Genomic DNA, 13317 nt, shown 5'->3' on the forward strand with positions numbered 1-13317 from the left:
ACTCGACTTTCAGCAGCGGCTCGACGGTCCCGCACCGCGAGGGCCCGTGTGGCGATTACCGACACCGGCCCCGAATGATTGTACGTGACGATCAGTACGGGCGTTCGCCGAGCGACTCCAGGAGCTGGCGACGTTCGGTGCGCTTGCTGAGCTGCTCGTCCGGATCCGGCACCGGTGCCGCGGCGAGGAGGCGCTTGGTGTACTCCTGCGTGGGGTGATGCAGAACGTCCTGAGTCGGTCCCTGCTCGACCTGCCGGCCGTCCTTGAGCACGAGCACCCGGTGGGCGAGCATGTCCACCACGGCCAGGTCGTGCGAGACGAACAGACAGGCGAACTCGTACCGGGACTGCAATTCGGCGAACATGTCCAGCACCGCGGCCTGCACCGAGACGTCGAGGGCCGACGTCGGCTCGTCCGCGATGAGCACCTCCGGATCCAGCGTCAGCGCCCGGGCGATGGAGATGCGCTGGCGCTGGCCACCGGAAAGCTCGTGCGGAAAGCGATTGACGACCGAGCGCGGCAGCTTGACCGCGTCGAGCAGCTCGTAGGCCCGGTCCAGCCGGGATGCGCGGTTGCCCACCTGGTGGATGACCATCGGTTCCGTGATGATGTCGCCGATGGGGAACCGCGGATCCAGCGATGCCGCCGGGTCCTGGAACACCACTCCGATGCGCTTGCGCAGGGCTCGTGCCTGCCGGCCGGCCATGCGGGTCAGGTCCTCCCCGTGGATCTTCAGCGAGCCCTTGGCCACGGGCAGCAGGCCGAGGACGGTCTTGGCGATCGTGGACTTGCCGGACCCTGATTCGCCCACCAGCCCGAGGATCTCCCCCGGCGCGACGGAGAAGTCAACACCGTGGACCACGCGCTTCTTCGCACCGCGGTGGTCGTACTCGATGCACAGGCCTTGTGCCTCGATCGCGTAGGCGGGCTGAGAGGGGCCAGCAGCATCGAGGGGGCCGGCGCCGGTGTCGTCAGCCTCCGCAGCGTCGACAGTGACCTGGGCTCCCAGCCGCGGCACCGAACCCAGCAGCCGCTCCGTGTAGGGATGCTGCGGATTCTGCATGACCTGATGGACCTCACCGGATTCCACCAGCTCGCCGCGCAGCATCACGCAGACCCGGTCCGCCATGTCCGCCACGACGCCCATGTTGTGGGTGATCAGCAGGATGCCGGTGTTCAGCTGGTCCTTCAGCGACCGCAACAGCTCGAGGATCTCCGCCTGAACGGTCACGTCGAGCGCCGTAGTGGGCTCGTCGGCGATGATCACCTCCGGCGAGCAGCTGATGGCCATGGCGATGACGATGCGCTGTCGCTGACCGCCGGAGAACTGGTGCGGGTACTGCTTGAGCCGGTTCTTCGCGTCGGGAATGCCCACCATGTCCAACAGCTCTGCCGCCCGGCGATCGGCGTCCGTGCCGAAGGCGATGCCGTGCACGTTGAGTGACTCCGTGAGCTGATCGCCGACGGTCAGCACCGGGTTCAGCGCGGTCATCGGCTCCTGGAACACCATGGCGGCATACCGGCCGCGGATGGCGCGCAAGCCATTCGAATCCAAGGCGGTGACCTCGCGGTCCCCCAGCTTGACGGTGCCCGTGACATAGGCATTCGACGGCAACAACCCCATGGCAGTGGACGAGGTCACGGACTTGCCGGATCCCGACTCCCCGACGAGAGCCACCACTTCGCCCGGCTTGATGTCGAAGCTGACGCCCTTGACGGCGTGCACGGCACCGAACTCGGTGTCGAAGTGGACGGACACGTCCTCGAAGGACAGGATCGGCTGGCCGTCCCGGTCCGGGTGGCGCTGGACGAGTCCCATGGCCCCGGTGACCGGCCCGATCGGTGTCGGGCGTTCGGGCGCGATGCCGCCGTCGGGCTGCTGGGTCTTCTTCTGACGTCCGAAGATGCTCATGGGTTTCCAATCGTTCCGGAACCGCGGGGGTCGGACGGTCCTTGCGTCGGGTTGGCGCCGCCGATCTGGGAGCCGCCTTCAGGAACCTCTGGACCAGCGTCCATGGTGTTGCCAGCGGGTCGGGTGGAGCCGGCAACGGCCGCCTCAAGGGCCCGGGAGCGGCCAGAGAAGCCCAGGAACCCGCGCTTCTTGCCGCGGGAGCCCTGACGCGGGTCGAAGGCGTCCCGCAGCCCGTCACCGATGAAGTTCACCGAGAGGGCGATGCCGAGGATCATCATGCCCGGCCACCAGAACAACCAGGGACGGGTGGTGAAGGCGTTTTGATAGTCACTGATCAGGAGGCCGAGGGAGGAATCCGGCGCCTTCACGCCGAAGCCTAGGAAGGACAGCGAGGTCTCCAGCAGAATGGCCGCGGCGATAGCGAACGTGGCGTTGACCACGATGACGCCGATGGTGTTCGGCAACAGGTGGCGCAGGATCACGCGCCCAGGCTTGGCGCCCATCGCGACCGCGGCAGAGACGAATTCCTTCTCCCGCAGGGACAACACCTCACCGCGCACCAGTCGGGCCAGGGAGGTCCAGGTGACCAGCCCCAGGACCAGGGCGAGTGGCAGGATGCCGGCGCCCAGCCCCGAGGACATCTGTCCCAGGACGGCGGCCAGGACCAGCAGTGGAATGACGATGACGAGGTCGGTCATCCGCATCAGGACTGAATCGAGCCAGCCCCGGAAGTACCCTGCCAGCGCACCCACCACGGAGCCGATGACGGTGGAAACGAGGCCCACCACCAGGGCGATGATCAACGACTGCTGCGTGCCGCGCATCACCAGCGCGAAATAGTCCTTACCAGTGGACTCCTGCCCGAAGGGATACTCTCCCCAGCGCAGTCCCTCGCCGCCCAGCCACTGCGGCACGATCGACAAGGTCGGAACGCCGCCGTCGACCACGGAACCGGCGGCTGTGTAGTCCTTGTCCCACCAGCCCGGGATGCCGGCATAGCCGATCGAGCTGAAGGCCAGAATGAAGACCAGCGCCAGGAAGGCGGCCGAGATCATGGCTGCTTTGTGGTTGCGGAAGCGCCGCATCACCAGTTGGCCCTGGCTGTAGGACTTTCCGGTCTGCTGCCGCAGCTTGGCGTCTTCCACCTCGGCCAGGTTGGCCATGTCCACGGCCTGCTGTGTGGGGCCGTTGCCCGTGCGGGCGGCCCCGTTCTCGTTGCTCATCTCGCTCACACTCGAATCCGGGGGTCAAGGACGGCATACAGAATGTCCGCCAGCAGGTTGAACAGCACGGCGGCCGTGCCGGTGACCAGGAAGAAGGCCATCACCGGTGCGGGGTCCACTTGCGTGAGTCCCGTGCGGAACAACTCGCCCATACCCTTCCAACCGAAGACCTGCTCGGTGATGACCGCGCCGCCGATCAGGCTGGCGAAGTCGAACGCCATGATCGTGGTGATCGGAATGAGCGAGTTGCGGAAGGCGTGCTTGAGGATGACCTGCCGTTCGTTCAGCCCCTTGGCCCGGGCGGTGCGGATGTAGTCCTGCTGGCTGACCTCGAGCATGGAGGCACGCGTGTAGCGCGAATACGTCGCCAGGGAGATCAGGGCCAGCAGAATCGTGGGCAACAACAGCTGGGTGCCCTTGTCCAGGAAGTCCTCCCAGAAGGTGCCGGTGAAGTTCGGCGTCTGAGAACCGATGGTCGCGATGGGCCGGCCGACCTCGGCCAGGTAGCTCGGCCAGGCCCGGAACAGGTGTTCGACGATGATCAACCCGCCCATGACCAGCGTGGTGAACACCGAGACGATGGTGGCAGCGCCTTTGGAGTATCCCCCCGTCAGACGCCCGACGGCGACGGCCACGCCGATCGCTACGACGGCCATAACGAACAGGATCAGCCAATTCGGGTCCCACAGCAGGCTGTAGGTGGCGTAGTAGGCCACCAGGCCGAGTCCGGCCGTGATGAGGCCGGAGTAGAGCACCCGTCGGTTCTGCAGGCCGACGCCCAGTGCGGTGGCGCCGACGGCGGCGGCCGCGCCCACCAGGGTCAGGGCGATGGGCCCCAGCTGGGGGAAGCGTGCGAAGTTCAGCCAGTCCAGGTACGGCAGAGCGATGCAGACGAAGATGAAGGCACCGAGGAAGGTGAACAGCCGGCGTCGTGGATTTCCCCCGAGGACCGCCTGCAACGCCACACCGAGCACCAGGCCGATCGCGATCACCGTGGGCCAGGCGTACGTAGGATCCGCGATCCAGTCGTTGAACCCGATGGCCAGGTACTCCTTCAGCAGCACGGCGGCCCAGAACACCGGCAGCGAGAAGAACATGAACGTGAAGAACGTCACCACGTAGTCCAGCCCGGAGTACTGCCGGATGGCGGTGAGGATGCCGATGGCGATGCCCACGATCATGGCGAGCACCGTGGCCAACACCACGAGTCGCAGGGTGGACGAGGCGGCCAGGCCCAGCAGATCGAGTACCGATTGGCCGGAGCGGTTGGTGCCCAGGTCACACTGGCCGATGACGCATTTGCCGACGCCGGTCAGCCAGGTCCAATACCGCACGTACCACGGCTGGTCCAGGCCCATGAAGTTGACGCGCTGTTCGATGAGGAACTCGCGGTTGTCCGCATTGGACTCCCGCAGGTCACTCAGGGGGTCGCCCGAGTTGATGGTGAGGACGTACAGCAACAGCGAGGCGCCGAGGAGCACCAGAAACGAGCTGCCGAAGCGGCGGAGGATGAATTTCAGCACAACAGAACGTTGCCTTCCGTACCGTGGGGTCGATGACGTCACCCTGATCACGCCGGCCGGTTCCACCGGCCGATGCATCGACCGATCGTACCGGAGAGTAACCACTCAGTCCGGTAGAACACCGCTGGGGCCCGGCCGAATGCGGTCGGGCCCCAACGGTGGTGGCGGCTCAGCGCCAGATGATCAGGGAACTGATCGTTTCAGTCGATTACTCGGCGCGGAGCCACTGCTGCGCGTTCCAGACGGCGCCACTCTGGGTAGAGGTCTGGCGGACGTTGGCGATGTCAGCCGAGTGCGCTACCACGCCGGGGTGGGTGTACAGCGGGATGCCGAACAGTTCGTCCCACAGCAGCTTCTCGATCTTCTTCGTCTGTTCGGCGTGCACCTCGGGATCGACCGAGCTGGCCAGGGTGTCCCAGGCGGCGTCGACGTCCTCGCTGGAGAACTCGCCGTAGTTCTGCGGACCGTCCGAGTGGTAGATGTTGCGCCCGGAGGCGATCTGTCCGGATCCGGCCCAGGCGAACAGCGCGACTTCCCAGTCACCCTGAGGCTGCACCACGCCGAAGAAGTCGGCGTGGCCGGCGTCAACGACATCGAAGCCCGCCTCATCACACGACGACTTGATCATGGACACGGTCTCGGAGCGACGCGGGTTCGGGGAGCTGTAGCCGATGCGCACGGTCAGGTCGTCCGCGCCGGACTCCTCGACCAGCTGCGAGGCGCGGTCCAGATCCACCTCGTCGTACCGGCCGTCATAGGAGGCCTCCACGACCTCCTGGTAGCTGTCCTGGAACGGGAAAACCTCGCGCGCGTTCAAGACGGTGGCCTCGGGGTCCAGCGGCTTGATCAGGTTGTCCACGATCTGCTGGCGCGGCACACACAGGGCGAAGGCCTCGCGCAGCTCCGGGCTGTCCGCGAACAGGGAGCCGTCCATGAAGTTGAAGTCCAAGTGTTCCCACGTCAGCTGGGAACCCTGCTGGACGACGACCTGGTCGCCGAGGCCCTTCAACTGCTCAAGCGTGTCCACGGTTGCCTGCGGTTCGACGACGTCGAGGTCACCGTTCTCCAAGGCTTGCACGTGAGTATCAGCTGCGGCGAAGCGGATGACCAGCTCCTGGGTGGCCGGCGGCGTGCCCCAGTACTGATCGTTGGCTTCCAGTGTGATGGACTGGCCCGGCTCCCAGCTCTTGAACTTGTACGGGCCGTTCGAGGGGGCGATCTCCTCGTCCGGCAGCGTGCCCGGAGAAGTGTTCCAGCCGGTGTTCCAGAACTCCGCGGCCGGAGCCAGGGCCTCGGAGTCCTCGTTGCGGATGGCCTCGATCATCTCATCCATGCCCATGCCGGACTGTTCGGCGACCACGTGGGCGGGCTGGGCGGTGTCCAGCAGGATCGGCCAGTCGGCGTAGGGCTCGTCGAAGGTGATGGTGAATTCCTTGCCATCGGCCTCGCCCTCGGGCGCTTCCGGAACACGGCTGCCGTATTCCTGCGAGATGGCGTTGAACAGCGGATCACCGTCGGCGTTGGTGATGCGGGGGTTCTCGGCGGCCCACTTGAGGATGTAGTCGGCGGCCGTGACCGGGGTGCCATCGGACCAGACGGCGTCCTCGTTCAGGGTGTACTTCACCTGCAGCGGATCATCGGAGATCTTCTCGTAGGTGCCGTACTCCTCGTTTTGGTAGATCTCTCCGTCGGTGCCGAAGTAGGCGAACTGAGAGATGATGCGCTCGGTGACCGCCGAGTTGTACGTGGAGTAGGTCTCCGGGGTCATGGAGTTGTAGGAGATGAACTCGTCCTCGCCCACGGAGTAGGAGATCGATCCGTCCTGCGTCTCGATGTCTCCGAGGTCGGCCAGTCCGGTGTCCGCCGGTTCGGCCGTGAGCTTCTGGCCGGCCTCACCGGTGATCGTCTCACCGTTGCCGCCTTCGGAGGCGTTGCCGGATTCATTCTCCTCGGCCGGGCCGCCCGGCGCGCAGGCGGTCATGACGAGTGCCGAGCTGGCCAGAAGGGCAGCAGCGGCAGAAAGCTTTGTGTACTTCATCAAAGCGTCTCCATTCAAACAGGTGCGAGTGATGGTGTGCTCCCGATCCGACCCGAAAGGGGTGGGAGGGTCGGTCCGAAAGAAGCCGTGATCCGAGACTCCGGATCACGGCCGCAGGGTGAGCAACACCACAAGGTCTGCAAGAGAATAGCCGCGCAACATGCGAAAGCAACATTGAATAGTGGGCGGATCGGGCAATCGTTACCAGGCCGTAACTTTCCCAACGTCCGCAGAAAACCGCGTGTTTCCGGGCCGTTACGCAACAAGCACCCCATGATGAACGCCACTCTCGAAAGGGGTGTTTCATATCACGACGCCCGCAAAGGTCGGTGTAGGCCGGCGGAGATTGAACAGGGCCGATGGGTGTGCTCAGCGGGGCAACTGGGGCCCGACAGGGAAATACGGCAGGTAGGAAACCCCGGAGAGGTTGTACTTGAACCTGATTCCCATGATGATTCTGATCCCCACGTGCATCCCCCAGGCGGCGAGGGCGAACAGCTGACCCCCTCGGCGGTGGAACAGGGACAGTGGGGCGCCGAGCTCCACGGCCAGAGATCCGACGGCCAGGAGCGTGAACAGTCCCTTCTGCTGGTACAGCGCCGTCCCGGCTGCCGGCCTGGTGGAGCCGAAGAGCTCTTTACGTATCCCGTCCACGGCGATCTGTCCTCGAAGGACGTCTCCCCCGGCCCATTTCACCCCGAGCGGACCGCGTACTTTGGCCACTCCGGAGATGAAGTACACCGCTGCCGTGGCCACGTTCATCGCGGTCGGGACGGCCCCATACTCGCGGCCATAGCGCTGAGGGAACAGCGTGCCCTCTCTCAGCAGCGCATCCACACTGAGGGCATCGGCGGACTGGGTCGAGCCGAGGATCATCTGGTGCAGGGTCAGCATGTTGTCGTTGTGCAGCAGCATGGTCCAGGAGTTCCGGTAGCTGATGGTCCAGCACTGCAGCACAGCGTTGAGTGGTCCCGTCACCCGGTGTCCCACACCGAAGGTGGCCGCGATGTTGACGATCTGTGTCGCGTCGAAGATCGCGTCCGCCCACCGCGGAGGCAACGGCTTGCTCAGGACCTTGACCACCCCCACAGGGCTGAACTGGGAGGCATCCTGGGCGTGCAGCTTCTGGAACATGGACCGTCGTTTGAAGTTGTGCGCGGCGGAGAACACACCGGTGGCCACCCTCAGCACGGCAGGACGCAAAGGCTGCGCCGCCGGCCGGAGCAGGTCGACCACATGCTGAAACACCGGCGAGTGGAAGGACGGAAAACCGAACGGGACACCAGGGTCGCCGACACTCATCGTGCGGCCTCCTGTTCAACATCCTGTTCACCTTCCAGTTCACTTTCCTGCGTGACGTCGGACCGGATGGCGGACACGGCCACGGCGGTGCCGCCGACCTCGGCTCGGGCATGGACCGTCTCCGTCTGCGGGACGACGTTGCCGCCGAAGTACGTGTCGAAGACATACCGCGAGCGCACCACCTCGACGCGAACGATGTCCGCTTCCCGGCGCCGATGTCGCCCGTGCTGCTCGGCCAGGGAATCGGCATAGCGCTGGGCAATCTCCGCCCCACGGCCCTGACGGACCATGCGCGCGATCTGCTTGCGGACCTGGTTCAGGCCGCCGGCCCCGAAATGGCTGTAGTGCGGGACGATCCGCTCCCCCTCGGCGGTGAAACCGGCCACGTGCGGGACCCGCACACGGTCCTTCCGATCCTCCGAGAACATCGGGTAGGTGGACAGCGGGAACGAGTCCTTCGCGAACTTGCGGCGGTTCTGCTCTTTCCGGTCCTGGTCTTTCCGGTCCTGGTCTTTTCGGTCCTTGCCGCCCTGCCGCTCACCGCAATGGCCGCCGAAATAGTGGCGCACCGGTGACAGCAGGACTACTGCGAAGGCGGTCCCGACCGCGAGGGACCAGAGGTCACGTTCGGTGGCGCGCAGTTCAGCCGCGCACACAGAGTCAGGGCGATGGCGGGAGACGTCGACGGTCGTGAACAGAGTCATGATTCTTCCTCAGCGTCGCGAGGCGGCGGCGTCGGCCATAGCAGCACGTGCGGCATGGAGGCCGGCCATCCCATGCACTCCCCCGCCGGGCGGAGTGGAGGACGAGGCCAGATACAGACCGGGTGCGGACGTGCGGTGAGGACTGAGAACGGGCGCCGGGCGCAGGACCTGCTGCAGGCCACCCATCGACCCGCCGGCCACATCCCCGGCGACGACGTTCGGGTTCCAGGACTCCAAGGCCGACGGCGGAGTGGCCACCCGATGCACGATGCGGTCGCGGAATCCGGGGGCGAACCGTTCGATCTGAGACTCGATGAGGTCCTCGACGGGGACGTCGCACCCGCCGGGGACGTGCGCGTAGGTCCAGAGCACGGTCTTGCCGGCCGCTTCCCCAGTGGCCCGGCTGGCGTCGGCCGACTGTTGCTGACACACCATGACGAAGGGCCGATCCGGCAGCCGTCCAGCCTGGGCTTCGCGCTCGGCATGCTCGAGTTCGGCCAGCGTGCCGGCGACATGCACGGTGCCGGCGCCGGCGACCCGCGCATCGGTCCACGGCACCGGGCCATCCAGCAGGTAGTCCACCTTGGACGCCGCCGTGCCGTACTTCCAGCGCCTCAAATGCGCGGAGTAGCGACTGCTGAGGTCGGTGCCGTCCAGAGCGAGTAGCTGGCGAGGTGTCAGATCCAGCAAGACGGCATCGGCGTCCTCGAATTCCCGGAGGTCCGTGACCTCGTGCTGGAGATGCACTCGGCCTCCGTGGGCCCTCAGCACCGCCACCAGCGCGTCGGCGATGCCCTGCGAGCCGCCCCGGGCCACCGGCCAGCCACGGGTCATGCCCAAGGCGCCGAAGATGAGGCCGAAAGCGGAGGTCAGCACGTGCGACGGCGGCAGGATCGCGTGGGTCGACGATCCGGCGAAAAGGGCCCGGGCCGGTTCTTCCCGGAAGAGGGCCCGGCCGGTGGCACCCGCGGACCACAGGGCACGAACGCCGAATCGGACCATGCTCACCAGATGCGGGGGCCACCGCAGCAGGGACGGGCCCAGGATGTTCTCCAGGTGGGCGTCGATATGGTCCACCAAGGGTGCGTGCAGCGCCTTCCACGCCACCCCATCTCGGCCCAGGCCCGCCATCGTCTCCTGCACAGAGCGGTGCAAGAGCGCAGCGGGCTGTCCCTCCAGCGGATGCGCCATCGGCAGGTCCGGCTGCAGCCATTCCAGCCCGTATCGAGTCAGTTCGAGATCGCGGAAGATCGGGCTGGCGACGCCGAAGGCATGACCGGCGGCTCCGAGATCCACGATCGTCCCCGGCCCCAGGACGTCCGAGGAAGCCGACGCCCCGCCGTAGGCGGCATTCCGCTCGTGGACGTCGACGTCCCAGCCGGCCCGGGCCAGTACCGCCGCGGCCGTGAGGCCGTTGGGTCCGGAGCCCACGACGACGGCGCGTCGGCCGGCGTCGCCGTCTGTCGGCGGAGTGCGGTGGTCCTGTCCGCCGGAGAAGCGGTCCATAGCGTGGTTCGACATTGAGCCTGTATCCGTCCTTAGAAGATCCTGTGCATACCCTGCAGGGCCGGAATGAGACGGTGATGAGCCGCGGGTGAGAGGAGCGTGAGAAGAGGGGGGAAGAGGTGGGGAGAGGAGTGTTCGGCTCAGTCGCCGGGGGCGGCCAAGTCCTGGGGGTCGGTGCGCGGCTCCAAGGGCGCGCCGGACTGGTACACCGCGCGGGCCAGGGTGTTCGAGGCCAGGGATGACACGACCACCAAAGCGTAGATGGTCAAGGCGGCCACCAGCAGGGTCCACCACTGAAAGCCGTCACGGCCCGTCAGATGGAAGAACACTCCGGCCACCACCAGGGGAAGTCCCATCCCGGTGGCCGGCGAGAACACGTTCATCATCTGCAGCGCGTCCCGGGCGCGGACCATGGACCAGGCGGAGAGGAGGACGAACAGCACTCCACAGAGGATCAGCACGATGGCGAGAATCTCGAAGGCGGTCATCAGCGCTCCCCTCGGGTCAGAATACGGGCCAGGGCCACGGTGGCCAGGACGCCCAGGAAGGCGGCCAGCATGGCGGCGTCCTGGACGATCGCCGACTCGATCTGGATACCCACGATCATCAGCATGCCGATCGAGGCGAAGAACACCAGGTCGCCGACCACGGCTCGTTCTGCGGCCGAGGTGGCGGAGTAGATACGGTACAGCCCCAGCAGGATGGCCAAGGCCAGCACGCCCATGGCCATGGCCAGCAGGGCATCGCCCAGGGAGTCGATCGTCATGAGTGCTCCTCGCCGTTCACGTCAGTCCACCGGCTACCGCGGGTGGCTCGCAAGAGCCGGTCTTCCATGGCTCGGAGCCCCTCGTGGACCGAGGTCCGGTCCTGGTCGAAGACGGAATGCACGAAGACGGTGACCGGCTCCGTGTCGGAGCCGTGAGCCGTGCCGACCACCAGCGTTCCCGGCGTGATCGTGATGGACGAGGCCATCCAGGTCACCTCCAGGTCGGTTCGGCACCGCAGAGGAAAGGCCACCACGGAGGGATTCGAGAAACGACCGGGCGTCAGCGAGCGGCGCGCCACGGTCACGGAGCCGAGGATGATCTGCCCGATCAGCCAACCGAGGTATCCGAGCATATTGACGAAGCTGAATCGCCATCGCATCACGGCAGCACCGCCTCGACGTAGGGTCCGGTCTCCAGCAGTCCGGCCGCCGCCGAATCCACGAAGGGCATCAGCGTGCCCGCGAACACGAACAGCAACACGGAGACTCCCATCATCACGGCACCCGGCGCCAACAACCGTCCGGGGACGCGCACGGAATCCGTGATCGCCTGCACCGGACCTCGCGTGCCGTCGTCGAGCGCCGGACGATACCCCGTCAGCGGGCGACCGGCGAAGCTGCCGCTCCACAACCGTTGCAGGGCCAGCAGGGTCGCCACCGAGGCCACCACGATGGCGATCAGGTACACGGCCGACGGCCAGCCGGCGCCGGTGTCAGCACCGGATTCGGCCACGGCCATCCCCAGGCCGAGCTTGCCCCACAATCCCGACGTCGGCGGGAGTCCGGCCAGGGACAGCAGTCCCAGGGCGATGACGATCGCGGCCAGCCGATCGCGGTGCAGAAGACCCGAGAGCCGCCCCAGCAGACCGGTGCCGTAGGTGTGCTCCACGGCGCCGGCGGCGGTCAACAGCGACGCCATCGTCACCACGTGGTGGATCAGGTAGAACAGTCCGGCCGCCACCGCGGCAGGAGAGGCCACCGCGGCACCGATCAGGATGTGCCCCACGCCGGCCACCATCTGGAAGGCCAGCACTCCGCGGAAGCGGCTCTCCCCCAGTGAACCGAGCGCTCCGAGCACCATGGTCGCCAGCACGACGACAGCCAGCACCACCGCGACCGTCGTGGCCGTGCCGTGGGGTGCGCCACCGCCAGAGGCGCCAGAGCCGCCCGGAGCGAACGTGGTGAAGTAGATCCGGAAGACGGCGTAGAGCGCGACCTTGGTGTGCAGCGCGGAGAACAGCGCCATGATGCCGGCCGAGGTTCCCGGGTACGCCCGGGGCAGCCAGCCATGGACCGGGACCACACCGGCCTTGATGGCCAGGGCCAACAGCACCACGGTGACCGCCAGAGCCACCTGCGGGTCCTCCCCCGCACGCCCCGCGAGGGCGGCCAGATTGACGGTCCCGGCTGAACCATAGACGAGGCCCACACCCATCACCAGGATCGCGCTGGTCACCAGGTTGACGACGACGAACATGCGGCCGATACCCAACCGTCGCCAACTGCCGGTGGCGGCGATCAAAGCGTAGGAGGGCAGCAGCATGACCTCGACGAAGACGAACAGGTTGAACAGATCCCCGGTCAACAGGGCACCGTTCACTCCCGCCATCAGCATCAGGGCCAGCGCCGGGACGAAGCGAAGACGGTAGTCACCGGAGGCAGTCAGGAACCAGCAGGACGCGGCCGTGGCCACACCCGTGGTGGCGAGCATCAGCGCGGTGAGCGTGTCCGAGACGAACGGGATGGCGATCCCGCCCCGATAGTTGCCGATCGCACTGGCCAGCACGGGCACGTCCCGGTGGTGCAGCAGCAGGGCGACGGCTCCGGCCAGGACGAGAACCGGGACAGCGATGATCAGGACCCGGTCCACGGATCGCCGGCGCAGGACCACGGACAGTCCGGCGAACAACAGGGGTACCGCGACGAAGAGGGGCAGCGATGCGGCGATGTTCATGCGCGTTCCGCCTCCATCTCGTCTTCTGGCTCCGCTGGCTCAGCTGGCTCAGCCGGTTTGGCTGGTTCGTCTTCGACGGTCGGGGACTTCTCCTGATCATCGTTCTGGCCGATCACGGCCAGCGACAGCATCAGGATCGTGGTCGCCATCGAGATGACGATCGCGGTGAGGACGAAGGCCTGGGGAAGCGGGTCGGCGGCGTCGGTCGCCGTGTTGACGTCCATCAGGGGCTCGTTGCGCCAGCCGGGAACGCCGCTGGCCAGCAGGAGCAAGTTCGCGGCGTGGGAGACCAGAGTCAGGCCGAAGATGGTGCGCACCATGTCCCGTTGCAAGAGCAGCCAGACCCCCGCAGTGGTCAGCACGCCGACGGTGATGGCCAACACGAACAT

At 66.6% G+C, this 13317-nt stretch carries 12 protein-coding genes; all 12 read right to left on the reverse strand.

Features of this window, described 5'->3' with window-relative positions:
• Positions 1-91 precede the first annotated feature (91 nt).
• A complete protein-coding gene (locus ACFQQD_RS00120) occupies positions 92-1912 on the reverse strand; it encodes an ABC transporter ATP-binding protein (RefSeq protein WP_378084948.1) in 1821 nt (606 codons plus the stop codon).
• Positions 1909-3075 carry an ABC transporter permease gene (locus tag ACFQQD_RS00125; protein ID WP_378086056.1) on the reverse strand — a complete coding sequence of 389 codons (1167 nt, stop codon included), beginning with the start codon at positions 3073-3075 and terminating at the stop codon, positions 1909-1911. The genes ACFQQD_RS00120 and ACFQQD_RS00125 overlap by 4 nt, the downstream gene beginning before the upstream one ends.
• Before the next feature lie 65 nt (positions 3076-3140).
• On the reverse strand, positions 3141-4658 hold the full coding sequence (locus tag ACFQQD_RS00130) for an ABC transporter permease (RefSeq protein WP_378084950.1): 1518 nt from the start codon (positions 4656-4658) through the stop codon (positions 3141-3143).
• Between the two features lie 208 nt (positions 4659-4866).
• A complete protein-coding gene (locus tag ACFQQD_RS00135) occupies positions 4867-6696 on the reverse strand; it encodes an ABC transporter family substrate-binding protein (RefSeq protein ID WP_378084952.1) in 1830 nt (609 codons plus the stop codon).
• Between the two features lie 369 nt (positions 6697-7065).
• Positions 7066-7998 (reverse strand): hypothetical protein, encoded by a 933-nt coding sequence (locus tag ACFQQD_RS00140; RefSeq protein ID WP_378084954.1) that lies wholly within the window; start codon positions 7996-7998, stop codon positions 7066-7068.
• Entirely contained in the window at positions 7995-8702 is a 708-nt protein-coding gene (locus ACFQQD_RS00145) for a hypothetical protein (protein ID WP_378084956.1), read from the reverse strand. The genes ACFQQD_RS00140 and ACFQQD_RS00145 overlap by 4 nt, the downstream gene beginning before the upstream one ends.
• A gap of 9 nt (positions 8703-8711) precedes the next feature.
• Positions 8712-10223, reverse strand: a complete 1512-nt coding sequence (locus tag ACFQQD_RS00150) for a phytoene desaturase family protein (RefSeq protein WP_378084958.1) — start codon at positions 10221-10223, stop codon at positions 8712-8714.
• 125 nt (positions 10224-10348) lie between these two features.
• Positions 10349-10696 carry a monovalent cation/H(+) antiporter subunit G gene (locus tag ACFQQD_RS00155; protein WP_378084960.1) on the reverse strand — a complete coding sequence of 116 codons (348 nt, stop codon included), beginning with the start codon at positions 10694-10696 and terminating at the stop codon, positions 10349-10351.
• Positions 10696-10974 carry a monovalent cation/H+ antiporter complex subunit F gene (locus tag ACFQQD_RS00160; protein WP_378084962.1) on the reverse strand — a complete coding sequence of 93 codons (279 nt, stop codon included), beginning with the start codon at positions 10972-10974 and terminating at the stop codon, positions 10696-10698. Before ACFQQD_RS00160 ends, ACFQQD_RS00155 begins: the two co-directional genes overlap by 1 nt.
• A complete protein-coding gene (locus ACFQQD_RS00165; RefSeq protein WP_378084964.1) occupies positions 10971-11354 on the reverse strand; it encodes a Na+/H+ antiporter subunit E in 384 nt (127 codons plus the stop codon). The genes ACFQQD_RS00160 and ACFQQD_RS00165 overlap by 4 nt, the downstream gene beginning before the upstream one ends.
• On the reverse strand, positions 11354-12928 hold the full coding sequence (locus ACFQQD_RS00170; protein WP_378084966.1) for a proton-conducting transporter membrane subunit: 1575 nt from the start codon (positions 12926-12928) through the stop codon (positions 11354-11356). The genes ACFQQD_RS00165 and ACFQQD_RS00170 overlap by 1 nt, the downstream gene beginning before the upstream one ends.
• Entirely contained in the window at positions 12925-13317 is a 393-nt protein-coding gene (locus ACFQQD_RS00175; protein ID WP_378084968.1) for a sodium:proton antiporter, read from the reverse strand. The genes ACFQQD_RS00170 and ACFQQD_RS00175 overlap by 4 nt, the downstream gene beginning before the upstream one ends.

This window comes from Citricoccus sp. GCM10030269 (genome assembly GCF_042665635.1).
Classification (GTDB): Bacteria; Actinomycetota; Actinomycetes; order Actinomycetales; family Micrococcaceae; genus Citricoccus.